The organism is Hymenobacter aerophilus DSM 13606 (genome assembly GCF_000382225.1).
In the GTDB taxonomy this organism is placed as follows: domain Bacteria; phylum Bacteroidota; class Bacteroidia; order Cytophagales; family Hymenobacteraceae; genus Hymenobacter; species Hymenobacter aerophilus.
Genome location: NZ_KB907804.1, coordinates 168261 through 186147, shown reverse-complemented (window position 1 = coordinate 186147; position 17887 = coordinate 168261). Strand labels below are relative to the sequence as shown.

11 protein-coding genes are annotated in these 17887 nt (G+C 64.1%); 7 read left to right on the top strand and 4 right to left on the bottom strand.

Features of this window, described 5'->3' with window-relative positions:
* Positions 1-191 precede the first annotated feature (191 nt).
* Positions 192-1430 carry a carboxypeptidase-like regulatory domain-containing protein gene (locus tag H145_RS0105670; protein ID WP_019947172.1) on the top strand — a complete coding sequence of 413 codons (1239 nt, stop codon included), beginning with the start codon at positions 192-194 and terminating at the stop codon, positions 1428-1430.
* A 178-nt stretch (positions 1431-1608) separates the two neighbouring features.
* On the opposite strand, the gene H145_RS23975 is transcribed toward H145_RS0105670, so the two are convergent.
* Positions 1609-1749 (bottom strand): hypothetical protein, encoded by a 141-nt coding sequence (locus H145_RS23975; protein WP_019947171.1) that lies wholly within the window; start codon positions 1747-1749, stop codon positions 1609-1611.
* Positions 1750-1850: 101 nt separating this feature from the next.
* Here H145_RS23975 and H145_RS0105660 point away from each other — a divergent pair, with 101 nt between their 5' ends.
* The 3 genes from H145_RS0105660 to H145_RS0105650 all read left to right on the top strand — a co-directional run bounded on the left by H145_RS0105660 (position 1851) and on the right by H145_RS0105650 (position 7090).
* A complete protein-coding gene (locus H145_RS0105660; protein ID WP_019947170.1) occupies positions 1851-4940 on the top strand; it encodes a glycoside hydrolase family 3 N-terminal domain-containing protein in 3090 nt (1029 codons plus the stop codon).
* A 76-nt stretch (positions 4941-5016) separates the two neighbouring features.
* On the top strand, positions 5017-5394 hold the full coding sequence (locus H145_RS0105655) for a GxxExxY protein (RefSeq protein ID WP_019947169.1): 378 nt from the start codon (positions 5017-5019) through the stop codon (positions 5392-5394).
* Positions 5395-5461: 67 nt separating this feature from the next.
* Positions 5462-7090 carry a 3-(methylthio)propionyl-CoA ligase gene (locus H145_RS0105650; RefSeq protein WP_026351283.1) on the top strand — a complete coding sequence of 543 codons (1629 nt, stop codon included), beginning with the start codon at positions 5462-5464 and terminating at the stop codon, positions 7088-7090.
* Between the two features lie 35 nt (positions 7091-7125).
* On the opposite strand, the gene H145_RS0105645 is transcribed toward H145_RS0105650, so the two are convergent.
* Positions 7126-8301, bottom strand: a complete 1176-nt coding sequence (locus H145_RS0105645) for an acyltransferase family protein (protein WP_051102977.1) — start codon at positions 8299-8301, stop codon at positions 7126-7128.
* A 256-nt stretch (positions 8302-8557) separates the two neighbouring features.
* On the opposite strand from H145_RS0105645, the gene H145_RS0105640 reads away from it, so the two are divergent.
* From H145_RS0105640 to H145_RS0105630, 3 genes are all read left to right on the top strand, one after another.
* Positions 8558-11707 carry a SusC/RagA family TonB-linked outer membrane protein gene (locus tag H145_RS0105640; RefSeq protein WP_019947166.1) on the top strand — a complete coding sequence of 1050 codons (3150 nt, stop codon included), beginning with the start codon at positions 8558-8560 and terminating at the stop codon, positions 11705-11707.
* 121 nt (positions 11708-11828) lie between these two features.
* The gene (locus H145_RS0105635; protein WP_019947165.1) at positions 11829-13418 is read left to right on the top strand and encodes a SusD/RagB family nutrient-binding outer membrane lipoprotein; all 1590 of its coding nucleotides are present in this window, start codon (positions 11829-11831) and stop codon (positions 13416-13418) included.
* A gap of 86 nt (positions 13419-13504) precedes the next feature.
* A complete protein-coding gene (locus H145_RS0105630; protein WP_157541224.1) occupies positions 13505-14797 on the top strand; it encodes a hypothetical protein in 1293 nt (430 codons plus the stop codon).
* 144 nt (positions 14798-14941) lie between these two features.
* Here H145_RS0105630 and H145_RS20115 read toward each other — a convergent pair whose 3' ends face one another.
* Positions 14942-16744: a glycoside hydrolase family 10 protein gene (locus H145_RS20115; protein ID WP_019947163.1), complete on the bottom strand. Its 1803-nt coding sequence runs from the start codon at positions 16742-16744 to the stop codon at positions 14942-14944.
* 195 nt (positions 16745-16939) lie between these two features.
* Complete coding sequence (locus H145_RS0105620; protein ID WP_019947162.1) at positions 16940-17884, bottom strand: Rossmann-fold NAD(P)-binding domain-containing protein; 945 nt, start codon at positions 17882-17884, stop codon at positions 16940-16942.
* Positions 17885-17887 lie beyond the last annotated feature (3 nt).

Here is a 17887-nt window from a genome sequence, read left to right as displayed (position 1 = left end):
CGGGGCGGAAAACCCTGCTCAGAAACGAGTTTCGCGGCCCGAATCCTGAACCAATATACCACTCCTAAACCGCAACGACCGCGCCGGGTTCGGTTTTGGCCGTAGTTTTACGTTGTCGGGCACGGTTTTGGGAGCGGCCCGCGTTCTTGCTTTTCCGGCCATTTCCCGGCCTCTCTCCCTGTTCCAGCCCTATGACTACTGCCATTGCCCGCCTGCCGCTGCCCTCCGTTCGTTTCCTGACTTTACTGCTGGTGCTGCTGGGCCTGGCGCACCTCGGCCAGGCCCAGGTGCAGCTGCGCGGCGTGGTGCGTGACCGGGAAACGCAGGAAGTGCTGCCCTTCGCCAGCATTGCCGTGCTGGGCACCACCAACGGCACCACCACCAACCTGGAGGGCGAATTTACGCTCGTAGTAAAAGAGTTGCCGGCCCAACTGCTGGTGTCGGAGCTGGGCCACATCCGCGACACGGTGCGCGTGAGTTCGGGGGCCGAGGCGCTGACGATTACGCTGGCCTCGGCGGCCGTGGCGCTGCCCGAGGTGAAGGTGGCCAGCTTCCCGTTCCAGCTCGTCGACCGGGCCTTCCGCAACCTGCAGAGCAACTACCGCCGCACCTACTACGGCCGCGCTTTCTACCGCCAGATTACGCGCATCGACGACGAGCCCACCGAGCTGCAGGAAGTGGTGTGGAACGTGAAGTCGAACCCGGCCCGCATCGAGGGCACCACGCTGGCCCAGGGCCGCTACGCCGGCGTGCAGGCGCCCATCAGCCTGAGCAACTTCTCGGTGTACACCCGCCGCTACGGCCTGTTTGACATCCGGCAGGACAGCACCACGTCGCTGGCTCTGTTCAGCCCCAACGTAGAGAAGAATTACCTGCTCGAACTTAAAGGCATTCTGGGCGAAGACTCGACCGGCGGCGTGGCCGAAATCAGCTTTGAAACCCGGCCCGAAATCAAGTACCAGGCCCAGGGCACCGTCTGGATTGATCTGGAAACCAACCAGGTAGTGCGCTACCGGGTGGTGCAGCCCAGCTTTACGGGCAGCACCAACAACCCGCGCCAGAAGTTCACCAACGCCAAGCTCACCATCGAAATGGCCTTCAAGCCCGGCGGAGCGGCCGGCGTGGCCCCGCTGGAGCTGATGAAAATGGACCTGACCACCGACCTGACTGAGCCCGGCAAGGACCCGCTGGCCATCAAGGTGACCTCGTTCACGTATTTCTACAACCAGAGCACCACCAACCCGCGCCTGCCCTACGCCCAGGCCAGCCTCACCGACCGCGACCTGGACGCCATCCGGGCCAAACCCTACGACCCCGAGTTCTGGGCCAACAACCCCGTGGTGAAGCGCACGCCCGCCGAGGATGAAGTAGTAGCCGCCTTCGAGAAAAAGGGCGCGTTCGGCTCGATGGTGAAGAAAGGGCGGAAGTAGATATTAGGATTTAGGGACTTAGGTCTTAGAACCGTTCTGTCATCCTGACGAAGGAAGGACCTTATTACGTAGGCAGAAGTCGTTGCTACGGCTGCTCCTGCGTGATAAGGTCCTTCCTTCGTCAGGATGACAGAACAGTTCTAAGACCTAACACCTAAGTCCCTAACACCTAACCGCCTCATAAACTAAAATACAGCACCACCGCCAGCAGCACCAGGCCGGCCGTAAAGGCGCAGCCCAGGCCGATGCCCAGGAATTTGAACAGGCGCACGTCGCCGTTGGAGTGGTAGGCACGGCGGGGCTCGGGAGTTTCTGGCATGGGCAAGTAACCGGCCCGCGCGGAAAATGTGAGGTCGGGCGGCGGGAAATTTACCGGCCTACGGGCGCATAGCGTAAATTGGCGCCTTAACCCCTGCCGCCGTGCTCCGATTTCTGCCGCTTCCGCTGCTGCTTCTGCTGCTCATTACCCCGCCCGCCACGGCCCAGCGCCGCGCCGCTGCCCGCCCCGCCCAACCCACCGCCCCGGCCACCCGGCCCGCCGTACCACTGAACCAGCCGGTGCCCTTTGCGGGGCAGTTGGCCAGCTCGCGCTGGGTTGATTCGGTGATGGCCACGCTCACGCCCGACCAGCGGGTGGCCCAGCTGTTCATGGTGGCCGCCTACTCCAACCGCACCCGCGCCGATGAGGATTCGGTGTCGGCGCTGATTCAGAAGTACGGCATCGGGGGGCTGATTTTCTTCCAGGGCGGGCCCGTGCGCCAGAGCCGGCTGCTGAACCGCTACCAGGCCCAGGCCCGGGTGCCGCTGCTGGTGGCCATGGATGCCGAATGGGGCGTAGGTATGCGGCTGGATAGCGTGGTGCGCTTTCCGTTCCAGATGAGTTTGGGCGGCCTGCAGGATAATGGCCCCATCTACCAGATGGGCCGGCAGGTGGCCGCGCAGTTCAAGCGCCTGGGCATGCACGTCAATTTCGCGCCCGTCGTCGACGTCAACAACAACGCCCAAAACCCGGTCATCGGCTTCCGGAGCTGGGGCGAAAACCGCGAGAATGTCACCGAAAAGAGCCTGCAGTACATGCAGGGCATGCAGGACGCGGGCGTGCTGGCCGTAGCCAAGCACTTCCCCGGCCACGGCGACACCGACGTGGACTCGCACCTGGCCCTGCCCCTGCTGCGCGTGGACCGGCAGCGGCTCGATACGCTGGAGCTGTTTCCGTTCCGGAAGCTGATGCAGAAGGGCCTGGGCGGCATGATGGTAGCCCACCTCAACATCCCGGCCCTCGACACCACCGGCGTACCCTCCACCCTTTCCAGGCCGATTATTGAGGGGCTGCTGCGCCAGAAAATGGGCTTCGAGGGCATCATCTTCACCGATGCCATGAACATGAAGGGCGTGACCAGCAAGTACCCCGCCGGCGAGGCCGACGTGCGCGCCCTGCTGGCCGGTAACGACATTCTGGAGTTCAGCGAGAATATTCCGCTGGCGCTGCGCATGGTACGCGAGGCCATCAACAAGGGGCAGATTTCGCAGGCCGAAATCGACCGCCGCTGCCGCAAGGTGCTGGCCCTGAAACAGTGGTCGGGCCTGGACCGCTACCGGCCCATCGAGCTAAAGAACCTGATTGCCGACCTCAACACGCCCCACGACCAGTACCTGAGCCGGCAGCTGTCGGAGCTAAGCGTAACCGTGCTGCGCAACCAGGAAAAGCTGCTGCCGCTGCAGCGCCTCGACACGCTGCGGCTGGCCACGCTCACGCTCGGCACCACCGATACCACGTATTTCCAGCGCCGGGTGGCCGATTACGCGCCGGTGCGCCACTTCTGGCTGCCCGCCGCGCCCTCGCTCGATGAGCTGATGAAGATGCGCGAAACGCTAAAAGCCTACAACCTAGTGCTGGTGGGCGTCAACAACCTGGGCCGCCAGCCCGCCACCGGTTTCGGCGTAACGCCCGAAATGAACGTGCTGCTGCGCGAGCTGGGCGGCAAGGGTCAGCAGCTGGTGGTGAGCGTATTCGGCACGGCCTACGCCGTGGAGCGGTTGCGTGATGTGAGCCGGGCCGGGGCCGTGGTGCTGGCTTACCAGGAAAGCCAGAACGCCCAGGAAGTGGCCGCCGAAACTATTTTCGGCGGCGTTTCGGCCCGCGGCAAGCTGCCCGTTACCGTTTCGCGCACCTACGGCTACGGGGCCGGGCTGGCCACCACGGGCGGCACGCGGCTGCGTTACAGCTTCCCCGAGGCCGTGGGCATGAGCAACGATTTAGAGAGCCGGGTTGACTCGGTGATGAACGGGGCGCTGGCGGCCGGGGCCTTCCCCGGCGGCGAGGTGCTGATTGCCCGCCGCGGCACGGTGGTGCTGCGCAAAAGCTACGGCGCCCTCACCTACGGCCCCACCGCCCGCCCGGTCCGCAACGACGACCTCTACGATTTGGCCTCGCTCACGAAGGTAAGCGCCGCGCTGCCGGCCCTGATGAAGCTCCAGGACGAAGGCAAATTCTCGCCCGACATGACGCTGGGCCAGCTGTTCCCGGAGTTCAGAGCCACCAACAAGCAGGACCTCAAGCTGCGCGACGTGCTCACCCACCAAGCCCGCCTCAAGGCCTGGATTCCGTTCTGGAAAGACTACACCAAGCCTCGCGGCCTGTTTAACAGCCTCTTCGGCAAGAGCCCGGCCGCCAGCCAAGTTTCGCTTACTGAGCCCGCCGAAATGAGCCGCCGCTACTTCCGGTCCGATTCGTCGGCCCGGTTCCCATTGCCGGCCGGCCCCGGCCTGTGGGCCCGCCAGGACTTCCCGGCGCTGATTACCCAGGCCATTGCCGAGTCGCCGCTCAACGAGAAGCCCGGCTACGTGTACTCCGATTTGTCGTTCATTATGTACCCGCGCTTCGTGCAGGCGGCCTCCGGCAAGCCGCTCGACCAATTTGTGCGCGACGAGCTGTACCGGCCGCTGGGCGCCACCACGCTGGGCTTTAACCCTACCCGGCGCTTCCCGCTCAGCCGCATCGCGCCCACCGAGTACGACTCGCTCTTCCGCCACGGCCAGCTGCACGGCACGGTACACGACGAAGGCGCGGCGCTGCTCGGGGGTGTTTCGGGCCACGCGGGCCTGTTCGGTTCGGCCAACGATTTGGCCAAGCTCGTGCAGCTCTACGCCTGGAACGGGCGCTATGGCGGCCAGCAGCTCATCAAGGCCGAAACGCTGGCCGAGTACACCCGCTGCCAGTTCTGCCCCGACAACCGCCGGGCCCTGGGCTTCGACCGGCCCGCCGCCAACCCGGCCCTGAACTCGGCCAAAAGCGCCTCGCCGGCCAGCTACGGCCACACCGGCTTCACGGGCACCCTGTTCTGGGTCGAGCCCAGGGAAGAGCTGATTTGCATCGTGCTCACCAACCGCGTGAACCCCACGCGCCGCAACAACAAGATTTCCTCGATGAATGTGCGCACCAACGTGCTGCAGGTGGCCCTGGAAAGCATCCGGCAGAAGTCGGCGGTGGAAACGACGGTGGAGGAGTAATTCTTTGTAGCTTTCACGCAGTGTCTCGGGGTGGGTGACGCAGGGTAGCGCAGTGTCGTTCTTACATTCTACATCTATGCAGGAGAATGACGTTTCTTTCGAGGTAAGAAAGGCCGCTTTCAAGGTGCATTCGGCTCTGGGGCCGGGTCTGCTGGAATCGGTGTATGAGGTGGCGCTGGCGCATGAATTGCGCCAAGTGGGGCTGCTGGTACAAACGCAGTTGGCGTTGCCGATGGTGTATGCCGGCGTGCAGATGGAAGCAGGCTTTCGGCTTGATTTAGTAGTTGAGGGCAAGGTTATCGTCGAAATCAAATCGGTAGAAACCCTGCAGGAAGTCCACTTCAAACAGCTGCTAACGTATCTTAAGCTTTCCGGCCTGAAGCTCGGCCAGCTCATTAACTTCAACGTCGCCCACCTCAAAGACCACATGCACCGATTGGTAAACGGCCTGTAAGAACGGCACTGCGAGACACCGCGTCACCCACCCCGAGACACTGCGTGAAAGCTAAAGGAACGATACGATGGTAGGACCCATGATGCACCAGCCCCTGCGCATTGCCGGGCTGCTCGAACACGCCGAAAAGTGGCACGCCGACACTGAGATTGTGAGCCGGCTGGCCGAGGGCGGCCTGCACCGCTACACCTACGCCGGGCTGGGCCGCCGGAGCCAGCAGCTGGCCAACGTGCTGGGCCGCCTCGGCATTCAGCCCGGCGACCGGGTGGGTACGCTGGCCTGGAACAACCACCGGCATCTGGAGCTGTACTACGCCGTGTCGGGCCTGGGCGCGGTGTGTCACACCATCAACCCGCGCCTGTTTGCCGGCCAGCTCACCTATATCATCGGCCACGCCCAGGACCAAGCCATTTTCTTCGACCTGACCTTTTTGCCGCTGGCCGAAAAGCTGGCGCCCGGCTGCCCCGGCGTGCGCGCCTGGGTGCTGATGACGGGCCGGGCCCACATGCCCGAAACCACCACGCTGCCCGATTTGCGCTGCTACGAAGACCTGCTCGACGCCGAATCGGATGAGTTTGCGTGGCCGGAGTTCGATGAGAATACGGCTTCCTCGCTCTGCTACACTTCGGGCACTACCGCTGAGCCCAAAGGCGTGCTGTACTCCCACCGTTCCACGCTGCTGCACACCTTCGCCGCTGGCCTGCCCGACTGCTTCAATTGCTCGGCCCGCGACGTGATTTTGCCCGTCGTGCCCATGTTCCACGTCAATGCCTGGGGCATTCCGTATCTCGCCCCCATGTTAGGCTGCAAGCTGGTGCTGCCCGGCCCGGGGCTGGATGCGGCCAGCCTTTACGAGCTGTTCGAGCAGGAAGGCGTGACGTTTTCGGCCGGTGTGCCTACCATCTGGCTGGGGCTGCTGGCCTTTATGCGCGACAAGGAATTGCAGTTCAGTACGCTGCGCAAGATGATTGTGGGCGGCGCGGCCTGCCCGCCGGCGCTACTAAAGGCCTTTGGCGACGAGCTGAATGTGGAAATCCGCCACGCCTGGGGCATGACCGAAACCTCGCCCCTCGGCACCGTGAGCACCCTCAAGCCCCAGCAGCTGGGCCTGAGCGCCGCCGAGCAAGCGGAGTTGCTGGCCAAGCAGGGCCGCGTGATTTACGGGGTGGATATGAAGATTGTGGACGACGCCGGCCAGGAGCTGCCCCACGACGGCGTGGCCTTCGGCGACCTGCTGGTGCGCGGCGCCTGGGTGGTAGCCGACTACTTCGGCACCGACGAGCCCGGCCAGCTCACGCCCGACGGCTGGTTCAGCACCGGCGACGTGGCCACCATCGATGCGGCCGGCTTCATGCAGATAACCGACCGCAGCAAGGACGTGATAAAGTCGGGCGGCGAGTGGATTTCGAGCATCGCGCTGGAAAACCTGGCCGTGGGCCACCCCGCCGTGGCCGAAGCCGCCGTGATTGGCCGCCCCCACCCCAAATGGAGCGAGCGGCCGCTGCTGGTGGTCGTGCGCCGGCCCGGTATGGCAGTTTCAGCCGAGGAGCTGCTGGCGTTCTACGAAGGCAAAGTGGCCAAGTGGTGGGTGCCCGAGGCCGTGGAATTCGTGGACGAGCTGCCCCACACGGCCACTGGCAAAATCCGCAAAACCCAGTTGCGCGAGGATTTCGCGGGGTATTCGTTTGGGGAATGAGTTGACAGACGGTTTCTATCAACTCATTCCCTAAATCATACCTTGATGATAACGCCTTTGCGGTACATCAGCCACAGCACGCCAAACCAGATGAGCACACACACCAGCGCCCCGGCCAGCGAGGCGTTGACGGGGCTGAAATAGGGCGTGAAGAATGTGTTGTAGAGCCAGGTTTTGAGCGACACGTTGGCGGCTGTGACCTTGATAGCGCCCAGCGTTTTGGCCACGATGCCTGAGAGGAAAAACACGGTAATGGCATTCACGCCGTACACCTGGCCCACGGTCGTCCACCAGCCGCGGTGGCCCTGCACGTCGCAGAGCCAGTAGAGCAGCGCCAGCGCGGCCGTGGCCAGCCCGCCGGTGTAGAGCACGTAAGAGCTGGTCCAGAGGCTTTTGTTGATGGGAAACCACGCATTCCAGATGAGTCCCGCCACGATAAGGCCGGTGGCGGCCACAAACAGTTGGGCCACCCGCACAGCCGGCTCCAGCTCGCGGCGGCGCAGCAGCTGGCCCGTCAGCATCCCGAGCAGGCCGGTGGCAATGGCCGGCAGCGTGCCCAGCAGGCCCTCGGGGTCCCAGGTGCGGCTTTGCTTCCAGAGGTGCGCTTCGCTGAACACCGCCCGGTCGAGCCAGGCGCCGAGGTTGGTTTCGGGCTGAAGGTTGGCCGGGCCGAAACCGGGCACCGGCACGAGCTGCAGCAGCCCGTTGTAGCCCACCAGCAACAGCACCAGCAGCCCGAGTTGCTGGCGGCGGCTGGTTTTCAGGAACAGGATTCCGCAGGCCAGAAACACCCACGAAATGCGCGCCAGCACCCCCGGAATGCGCACCGTGGCCAATTCGAACTTCGGGTAGAGCGCCATCAGCAGCCCCAGCCCGAACAGCACGGCTGCCCGCCGCAGCACCCGCAGCATGGCCGCGCCGTGGGTGGCCGACTGCTGCCGGGCCGCACTCAGGGCATAGCTGATGCTGACGCCCACGATGAACAGGAAAAACGGGAAAATCAGATCGGTGGGCGTGCAGCCGTGCCATTTGGCATGCTCCAGCGGGGCGTAGATGTGGCCCCAGTCGCCGGGGTTGTTCACCAGAATCATGGCTGCCACCGTGAGGCCCCGGAACACGTCGAGGCTGATGAGGCGGGCCGGCTGTGAGGCCTCGGCCAGCGGCTGGGCGCCAGTGGTTTCGAGAGCAGCCTGGGTGGTGGCAGTTGTCATGGTGAACAGAGAAAAGACCAGCGGCCGGCGGCGGCTGATACCGGGCGCGGCCTGCCGTAGCCCGCCGGCCGGGTAGCCGCTGGCCGGGCAGCCGAACAATATACTTTGGCTAAACCTAGTCCTTTTTCAACTTTATCAGCATATTCGTACCCTTACAGGCCGCTCGGACCGCTTTATCCGGGCCTTTTATATCCAGTACATCAGCCTGCTTTAGCCGGTGGCGGCGCTATTTTCCCACCTCTCTTCTCCCTTCACCATGCAGAAACTCTACTGGCTGGCCCCCGCGCTGGGGGCCGCGCTGGCCCTGGCACCGCAGGCGGTTCGGGCTCAAACCCCGGCGCAACGCACCGTCACGGGCGTCGTGACGGCCGCCCTCGACCGCTCGCCACTGCCCGGCGTAACAGTGCTCGTAAAGGGAACCACCATTGGCGCCACCACCGACGTGGAAGGCCGCTTCTCGGTAGCGGCGCCCGTTGGCAGCACGCTCTCGTTCAGCTTTATCGGCTACACCACGCAGGAGCGGGCCGTGGAGGCCGGCGAAGGGCCTATCAGCATTGCCCTCAAGGAGAACACCACGGCCCTCAACGATGTGGTGATTACCGGCTACAACATTGCCCAGGACCGGCGCGACATCGTGACGGCGGTGCAGGAGGTGAAGGCCAAGGACATCATCGACTCGCGCCAGACCAACATCGTGAACGCGCTGCAGGGCAAGGTGGCGGGCGTCAACATCACCTCCTCGGGCGGCTCGCCGGGCGAGGGCACGGCCATCGTCATCCGGGGCGGCACCTCGCTCGACGGCGACAACCAGCCGCTGTTCATCATCGACGGGATGATTATGGACAACTCGTCGTTTCAGGAGAGCACGGCGCCGGGCGGGGGCTCGCAGTTCAACGGCCTGCTGGGCCGCTCGGTGGGCACGCCCAACCGCGCCGGCGACCTCAACCCCGAAGATATTGCCAGCATGACGGTGCTGAAAGGCCCGGCCGCCGCCGCCCTCTACGGCCTGCGCGCCGCCAACGGGGCTGTGGTTATCACCACCAAAAAAGGCACCGCCGGCCGCACCACCATCAGCTACCGCACGCAGTTTTCGGTGGATGAGGTGAACCGGCTGCCCAAAACCCAGGACCAGTACCAGCAGGGCTCGGGCGGCGTGTTCGATGCCACTACCCGCAACTCGTGGGGGCCACGCTTTACGCCGGGCCAGCCGCGGTACGACAACGTGGAGAACTTCTTTGAGAAGGGCTACGCCTTCCAGAACTTCCTGAATATGTCGGGCGGCACCGAGAAGGCCACGTTTTTCGTATCGGCCTCGCGGCTCGACCAGAGCGGTGTGACGCCCGAAAACAAGTACGATAAAACCACGGTGCGCCTGTCGGGCACGGCCCAGCTCTCACCCAAGTTTGATGTTTCGGCGTCGGCCCAGTACCTGAACTCGGGCGGGCGGCGCACCCTGCAGGGGCCGGGCCTGTATGGCTCGACGGGCGGCTTTCTGCTGAGCTTGCTGAACTGGCCCGGCAACGACGACGCCCGCAACTACCTGAATGCCGACGGCACCCGCCGCCGCCTGCTGCCGCCCAACAACGGCACCGACGCCGACGCCGACAACCCCTACTGGTCGGCCCGCTTCAACCCCCAAACCGACCGCACCAACCGCTTTTTGGGCAACACCCAGCTCAACTTCAAGGTGCTGCCCTTCCTGACGCTGAGCCACAACATCGGCACCGACGTAGCCAGCACGCACTCGACTTCGGTGCGGGCGGTGGGCACTTCGCAGGTGGGCAACCAGAACGGCGGCATTGCCGAAACCGTGGACCTGAACCGGCTGATTACGGCTACCACCCTGGCCTCGTTCCGGCACACGTTCAGCGAAAACCTGCGCGGCTCGCTGGTGCTGGGCAACACCATTGAGCACAGCCGCGACGAAGCGGTGGACTACACAGGCCTGATTTTTCAGAACCCGGACTTTATCAGCATCAATAACACCGTGAACCGGGGCGCGCTGCAACGCGTGGCCATGCGGCGGCTGATTGGCAACTTTGCCCAGCTCAGCGCCACGTTCCTCGACCAGGTGACAGTGGAATTGCAGGGCCGCTACGACCGCTCCTCAACGCTGCCGCGGCCTGATGAGGGCAAGATTTTCGGTAAGGGATTCGGCTACGGCTCGGCGGCGCTGGGCTACGAGTTTACCCGCACGCTGGGCCTGGAGCAGAACAACATCCTCAACTACGGCAAGCTGCGGGCCTCGGTGGCCCAGGTGGGCCGCGACACGGGCCCCTACCGGGTGCAGTCGCCGCTGACGACCAACACCTACATCGGGGGCGGCTCGCGCAACGACTTCTTCGGTTCCAACCCCCTGCTCAAGCCCGAGCAGACCCGTTCCTACGAGGCCGGCATCAACCTGCAGTTCCTTAAAAACCGGCTGGGTCTCGATTTCAACTACTACTTCTCGCGCACCAGCGACCAGCTGATTGCCCCGCGCGTAAGCCAGGCCACGGGCTTTATTCTGCAGTACATCAACGGCGGCGTGGTGACCAACGAAGGCCAGGAAATCACGCTCAACGGCTCGCCCATCCGCTCGGCCTCGGGCTTCAACTGGGATATTCTGGCCAACTTCTACCACAACACCAACAAAACCGAGTCGCTGCCCTTCCCGCTGACGGTGGTGTTCCAGTCGGATGCCTTTATTACCAACGTGCACCAGGGCGGCGCCTTTCTGGGGCGGCCGATTACGGGCATTGCGGCCTACGACTTCCAGCGCGTAACCAACCCCAACAGCCCCGATTACGGGAAGCTGCTCATCAACCCCACTACCGGCTACCCCATTCCGGGCACCACCTTCACCTACGTGGGCAACCGGGCCCCGCGCTTTACCACCCAGTTCACCAACACGTTCAGCTACAAGGGCCTGGGGCTGAGCTTCCTGCTTGACTTCCGGGTGGGCGGTAAAGTGGTGAACGGTAACGACCTCTACAGCACCACCACCGGCACCGGGCCCCGCACGGCCGAACGCTACAAGGAAGTGGTGTTTGATGGCGTGGTGACCAACGCCGACGGCAGCTACTCGCCCAACACCCGCCCCGCCGAGCTAACCCAGGGCTACTACCAGAACATTCTGGGTGCTGTGGGCACGCCCTACATTGAGGATGCCTCCTGGACGCGCCTGCGCTACGCCACGCTCAGCTACGCGCTGCCGGCCGCGCTGCTCGAGCGCACCGGCGTCATCAAGGGGCTGGAGCTGAACGTAACCGGCCGCAACCTGCTGCTGCTCACCAAGTACAGCGGTGCCGACCCCGAAACGGCAGCTTCCGGCTCGGGCGTGCGCGGCGGCGGCTCCAACGGCTTCGACTACGGCAACGTGCCCGCCACCCGCGGCGTGGACATGGGCCTGCGCGTGACATTTTAATCTTGATCTGTTAGCTGTTAGCCGTTAGCTTTTCCGTGGAATGTTCCCGCAGAAGCCCGGCCAGCAGTTAAAGCTAACAGCTAATAGCCATCAGCTAACCGCTACTAATTTGCTTAAACCGATGAAAAAGTATCTTCTGTTTCTGGGGCTACTTGTGGGTGGCGCCGGGGCGTTGAGTTCGTGCGAGAGTTTCCTCGACGTGAACGACAACCCCAACAACCCCTCCGATACTACGCCCAACTTCCTGCTGCCCAACATCATCAGCAACGGCATTCAAACGCAGATGTTCACCAGTCTGCGCACGCCCTACATCGAGCAGTACATTGTGAGCCGCACCGTGAACAGCGGCGGCAACGACCAGTACCGCTTCACCAACGCTCAGAGCACCAACACGTTCAACTACTCCTACTTCCAGTCGGGCGGCAACATTCCGCCCATGATAAAGGCGGCCGAGGCCGAGGGCTCGGCGTACTACGTGGGCGCGGGCAAGATTATGCAGGCCCTGATTCTGGCCCACCTCACCGACATGATGGGCGACGTGCCCTACTCGGAGGCCTACCAGGGCGGGGCCAACTTCAAGCCCAAGTACGATTCGCAGGAGCAGCTCTACGCCACCATCAACCAGCTGCTTGATGAGGGTATTGTGGAGATGAACAAGCCCGCGAGCGAAAACAAGCGCGCTTTCTACAGCAGTTCACCCAGCGAGAGTGGCGACATTCTGTATAAGGGAGACAAGGATAAGTGGGTGCGGCTGGCCTACTCGCTCAAGGCCCGGCAGCTCAACCACCTCACCAAAAAGGCCAGCTACGACCCCAACGCCGTGCTAGCCCTGGTAGACAAGAGCTTTACGAGCACCGCCGACGATGCCCAGCTACAGTTCCAGACGGCCGTGGCTCCGTTGGTGAACACTACCAACATCTTCGGTACCACCCGCGCCAACTTTGGCTCCGCCACGTTCTCGAACAACTTCATCGACTACCTCGACGGCACCACCTTCCCGGGCGTAACCGACCCGCGCTTCGGCATTATGGCGCCCACTACCAGCACCGGGGCAGCTCCCGGCGCGGGCACGCCGGCCGGCACCAACCTCACGCCGGGCAGCACCATCACCGATTTTTACGCCAGCTGGTACGCCCGCGACCTGGGCTACTTCGAGGTGATTACCTACCACGAGCTCAAGTTCATTGAGGCCGAAGCCGCCTTCAAGGCCGGCAACAAGGCCCGGGCCCTGATGGCCTACAAGGAGGGAATCCGGGCGCACATGACCAAAATTGGGGTAGGCGGCACCTTTGCCGCGCCAGCCGTGACGTTCCCCACTATCACGCCGGCCCAGATTACGGCTTACCTGAACAGCGCCGCCGTGGCCCAGACGCCCGAGCAGCTGGCCTCGTCTGCCAACCCCGCTGTGCCCCGCGCCATCATGGAGCAGAAGTACATTGCCCTATTCCTCAATCCCGAGTCGTGGACTGATATGCGGCGCTACGATTTCAACTCCGACGTGTACGTGAACTTCCAGTATCCCACCGGCAACAGCGTAAACCCGGTTCTGTCGGCCAACCCCGACCCCAAGCTGCGCTTCCCGCGCCGCCTGCTGCCGGGCGCCACCGAAACCCTGTACAACCCCGAGGAAGTGGCCCGCCAGTTTGCCGAAGCCGGCGCCACCACCAACGACGAGTACATCGGCAAGCCCCTGTGGTTCGACCGGCCCTAAGGTCAGCGGTCCGCTAACTGTCCGGGCCGGGCTTTTCCGGATAACCGGCCCTCCCCTATTTTCTCCTCGCTATTTTCCCTGCTGATATGAACCCTACATCCTTGTTTTCCCGCCCGGTCCGGCTGCTGCCGCTGGCGGCGGTGCTGCTGCTGAGCAGCTGCGAGAAGGAGCTGGATACGTACTATTCCGAAGTCGGGGCCCAGCTGCCCACCTTCACGGCCAACGCCCTGGGCACGGCCTCCAAGTACGCCACGGGCGAGGTAGTGCAGTTCGAGCTGCGCTTCGCGCCCCAGAGTGCCCCGCTGAAGGAAATCCGGCTGTACCAGAAAGTGGAGCCCGGCCGCGACTCGACGCTGGTGCGCACTATTCCGTATTCGGCGGCCTTCTCGCGCATCCGCCAGAGCGATACGCTGGTGGTGAACTACACGGTTCCGGCCGGCGCCAACAAAGCCAACGTGAAGGTGGACGCCGTGCTGGTGAGCGACAATGGCCAGACCAAGGACCGCAGCTTCAGCTTCCGGCTGGCCGAAGCCACGCCTACCATCAGCCTGAAAGCCTCCAGCAACGTAACGCTGCCCGTGGGGGCTGCCCCAGCTCCCGGCGACGTGGTGCGCTTTCCGGTGCTGCTCAACGAGGGCGGCATCAACGCGGCTTCTTCCCTCACGGCCGCTGGCACGCTCTACAGTAATATCGACAGCCTGATTACCTACGTGCAGGTGGGCACGGCGGCCGAGCGGCGCTTTGCCCGCCAACGCGTGCCGGTAGCCGGTACCCAAAGCGGGGCCGCCACCACCGTAAACGTGGATGTGGCCCTACCAGCCGGTAGCGCGGGCCAGCCCGTTGTATTTCGTTTTGAGGCCAAGAGCCGCTTTCAGGACCGCAACCCGCCGCTGGCGGCCAGCTTCCGGTCGGCCTCGGCCACGGCTCCGGCCATTACGCCAGTGGCCGCTACGCCCCTGGCGGCGGCCCGCACCGCCACGCTTAGCTACACTGGCACCACCGGCGGCGACCTGGCGGCCTTCGACCTGACGACTTTCGCCCCGGTGGCTGCCGCGGAGCCTGTAACAGCCAAAGACGTAGCCATTACCAGTACAGCCGGCAACGCCGTGCGCCTGCAGGCCCTTAATACCACCAAGTTTGTACGGATAGCCAAGGGCGGCCCAGCCGCTTACGCCGACGCCACGCTCAGCAGCATCCGCCAGCTCTACCAGGCCACGGCCGCCGCCAACCAGGTAGCCCAACTCGACAACGTGGTAGTTGGCGACGTTATCATCGCCCGCCTGCGCGAACTCGACCAGTATGCCATCTTCACCGTCACCGGCATCAACCGCACCTCAACGACCGATGTAGCCCTGACGCTGACTGTAAAGGCCCTGTAGTTAGCTGTTAGCTGTTAGCTGTTAGCTGTAAAACGGAAAAGGCTCCGCACTCAATAGGGTGCAGAGCCTTTTTTCACGTGGAATAACATGATTTCCTGCACAAAAGCTACCAGCTAATAGCTTTCAGCTAACAGTTCAAAATAGCTACCGCCGGCCGCCGAAGATGCGTTCGAAGAAGCCACCGCGCTTTTTGCTTTTGGTTTTCACCTTGACTTTCGTGGGAGCCGGGGCAGTAGGCGCGGGCCGTGCAACCGGTGGGCGTGGGGCTGGGGCAACGGGCGGGACAGCCGGCTGAGGTGCCGGCGGCGTTACGGGCTCGGGAGCCGGCGTGGGCGTGGGTTCGGGCGGGGCCTGAGCCACGATGACCTCGGCAGCGCGGCCGGTGGTGCGCACCCACACGGGGCGGCTTTCGTTGTGCAGGCGGTCGAGAGCGGTGAGGTAGTAGGCGTAGGCCTCGCCGGGGCGGGCCGTGGTGTCGGCGAACACGAGGCCGGTGCCGGGGCGCGGGCGCACGAGGGCCAGCAGGTTGCGTGGGTCGTCGGGGCGGGGCGTTTGCTCGGGCGTGAAGCGGTAGAGGGCGTAGTAGGCGGCCCGGTCACCGTCGGGGGCCGTGGGGGCGGGCTGCCACGTCAGCACGTTGGCGGCGGCGCTGGCCGTGAGGGTCAGGCGCTGGGGTGGTAGCGGCGGCACGGCGTCAATCCAGGGCATGGTGGGCGGCAGGGCCGGGTAGCGGAACTCGTGCTGGCGCAACGAATCGGTGGTGCGCAGCGGGTTGGCCATGAGCGACTTCGAGCTAAAGAACACGCTGCCCTGCAGCTCCGATGGGAACGTGCGGTTCAGGCGCACCTGCCGGGGCAGCTCGCGCGGGTTGCGCCACACGGTGTCGGCCTTGGTGTTTTCGAGCATCCGGTAGGCGCCGTGGCCGATGTACACATGGCGGCCATTGGCGTTGCGGGCCCACCATTCCACCAGCGTGGGGTAGCGGGCCACCGCGAAGCCGGTGCTCCAGTACAGTTGGGGCAGCACGTAATCCACCCAGCCCTGGCGGGTCCATTCCAGCGCGTCGGCGTACAGACCATCGTAGCCCTCGAAGGCGCGGGTGTCGGAGCCGTTGGGGTCGGTGCGCTGGTTGCGCCACACGCCGAAGGGCGAGATGCCGAACTTCACCCAGCGCTTGGTGCTGCGAATGGAGTCATGCAGGTCGCGGATGAGCAGGTTCACGTTCTGGCGGCGCCAGTCGGCCAGCTTTAGGTTGTCGGGGTTGAAGCGGGCGAAGGCGTCCTGGTCCTCAATCACCTTCCGGGCCTCCGGATACGGGTAGAAGTAATCGTCGAAATGCACCCCGTCGATGTCGTAGCGGCGTACCACGTCCATAATCACGCGATTGATGTAGGCGCGCACTTCGGGCAGGCCGGGGTTGTAGAGCAGCTTGCCCGAAAACCGCAGAAACCACTCGGGGTGCTGCCGGAACGGGTGGTTGGGCGCGAGCCGGCGCGTGAGCGTGTCCATGGTAGCCCGGTACGGGTTGAACCAGGCGTGGAACTCCATACCGCGGTTGTGGGCCTCCTCAATCAGGAAGGGCAGCGGGTCGTAGTAGGGCGCGGGGGCCTTGCCCTGGGTGCCGGTCAGCCACTTGCTCCAGGGCTCCAACTGGCTGGCATAGAAGGCATCGGAGGCGGGCCGCACCTGCACAAACACGGCGTTGATGCCCGTGCGCTGGTGGTCGTCCAGAATCCGGCGGTACTCGCGGCGCTGCTGCTCGGGGCTTAGGTTGCGGCTGCTGGGCCAGTCGATGTTCTCCACGGTGGCAATCCACACGCCCCGCAGCTCCCGCTTGGGCGGCACCCCGGCGTCCTGGGCGCGCCCCATTTGGGGCAGGCCGATCAGCAGGCAGCAAATCAACAACAGGGCAAGCGGGAAGCGGGCGGAAGCGGGCAATACGAGCATTGCCGCAAAGCTAGGGGTAAAAAGGCAAGGCATCGTCGCCCTTCGCGTGCGCCTCACCCCCCGGCCCCCTCTCCTTAACAGGAGAGGGGGAGCCACGTCGGCTCGTTTGGTTGATGGCGTGCGTGGCCGTTGAACGCACCCCCTCTCCTGTTGAGGAGAGGGGGCCGGGGGGGTGAGGCGCCACGTCAGAACAACTTATTTAAGCAGCTCGTGTAGCACGGTTTGCATGGCGAACGTGCGGTTGCCGGCCTCCTGAATGATAAGCGAATTGGGCGAATCGAGCACGGCATCCGACACTTCCACGTTGCGGCGCACGGGCAGGCAGTGCAGGAATTTCGCATCGTTGGTGCCAGCCATGTGCTCAGCTGTCAGCATCCAAGAGGGGTCGGTACTCAGCACCTGGCCGTAGTCGTGGTAGCTGCTCCAGTTCTTGGCCTGCACGTAGTCGGCGCCGGCCAGGGCTTTGTGCTGGTCGTACTCGATGCGGGCGCCGCGGGTGAATTTGGGGTCCAACTCGTAGCCCTCGGGGTGGGTGATGACCAAATCAACCCAGTCGATATCGGTGAACCAGTCGCAGAACGAGTTAGGCACGCACTGGGGCAGGGCGCGCACGTGCGGGGCCCAGGTGAGCACCACTTTCACGCGCTCCTGCTGCTTGGTTTCGGCCACCGTCAGCAGGTCGGTGAAGCTTTGCAGCGGGTGCAACGTGGCGCTTTCGAGGCTGATGACGGGCACCGTGGCGTAGGAGAGAATCTTGTTGAAGAACACCTCGCCGTAGTCGGCCTCACGGTCGGTGAGCGTGGGGAAGGTGCGCACGCCCAGCACGTCGCAATACTGGCTCATCACGGCAATGGCCTCCTTGATGTGCTCCTGGGTCGAGCCATCCATCACGGCGCCGTCAGCCGTTTCCAGTGTCCACGAATCGGTGCCGGCGTTGAGCACCCAGGCTTGCGCGCCCAGGTTGTAGGCCGCCTTCACCGAGCTAAGCCGGGTGCGCAAACTGGGGTTGAAGAAGATGAGCCCGACGGTTTTGTTGCGCCCGATGTGCTGGTAGCCGTACGGGTTGGCCTTGATTTCGAGGGCTTGCTGCAACAGGGCTTTATAGTCGCCGGCATCGGCGAAGGAGGTGAAGTTTTTCATGGG

What these genes read in the sequence shown, in the direction of transcription:
- H145_RS0105620 (WP_019947162.1), bottom strand. Translation starts at nt 17,884, where the DNA reads ATGAAAAACTTCACCTCCTTCGCCGATGCCGGCGACTATAAAGCCCTG.
- H145_RS20115 (WP_019947163.1), bottom strand. Translation starts at nt 16,744, where the DNA reads ATGCTCGTATTGCCCGCTTCCGCCCGCTTCCCGCTTGCCCTGTTGTTG.
- H145_RS0105670 (WP_019947172.1), top strand. Translation starts at nt 192, where the DNA reads ATGACTACTGCCATTGCCCGCCTGCCGCTGCCCTCCGTTCGTTTCCTG.
- H145_RS0105635 (WP_019947165.1), top strand. Translation starts at nt 11,829, where the DNA reads ATGAAAAAGTATCTTCTGTTTCTGGGGCTACTTGTGGGTGGCGCCGGG.
- H145_RS0105655 (WP_019947169.1), top strand. Translation starts at nt 5,017, where the DNA reads ATGCAGGAGAATGACGTTTCTTTCGAGGTAAGAAAGGCCGCTTTCAAG.
- H145_RS0105630 (WP_157541224.1), top strand. Translation starts at nt 13,505, where the DNA reads ATGAACCCTACATCCTTGTTTTCCCGCCCGGTCCGGCTGCTGCCGCTG.
- H145_RS23975 (WP_019947171.1), bottom strand. Translation starts at nt 1,749, where the DNA reads ATGCCAGAAACTCCCGAGCCCCGCCGTGCCTACCACTCCAACGGCGAC.
- H145_RS0105650 (WP_026351283.1), top strand. Translation starts at nt 5,462, where the DNA reads ATGGTAGGACCCATGATGCACCAGCCCCTGCGCATTGCCGGGCTGCTC.
- H145_RS0105645 (WP_051102977.1), bottom strand. Translation starts at nt 8,301, where the DNA reads ATGACAACTGCCACCACCCAGGCTGCTCTCGAAACCACTGGCGCCCAG.
- H145_RS0105640 (WP_019947166.1), top strand. Translation starts at nt 8,558, where the DNA reads ATGCAGAAACTCTACTGGCTGGCCCCCGCGCTGGGGGCCGCGCTGGCC.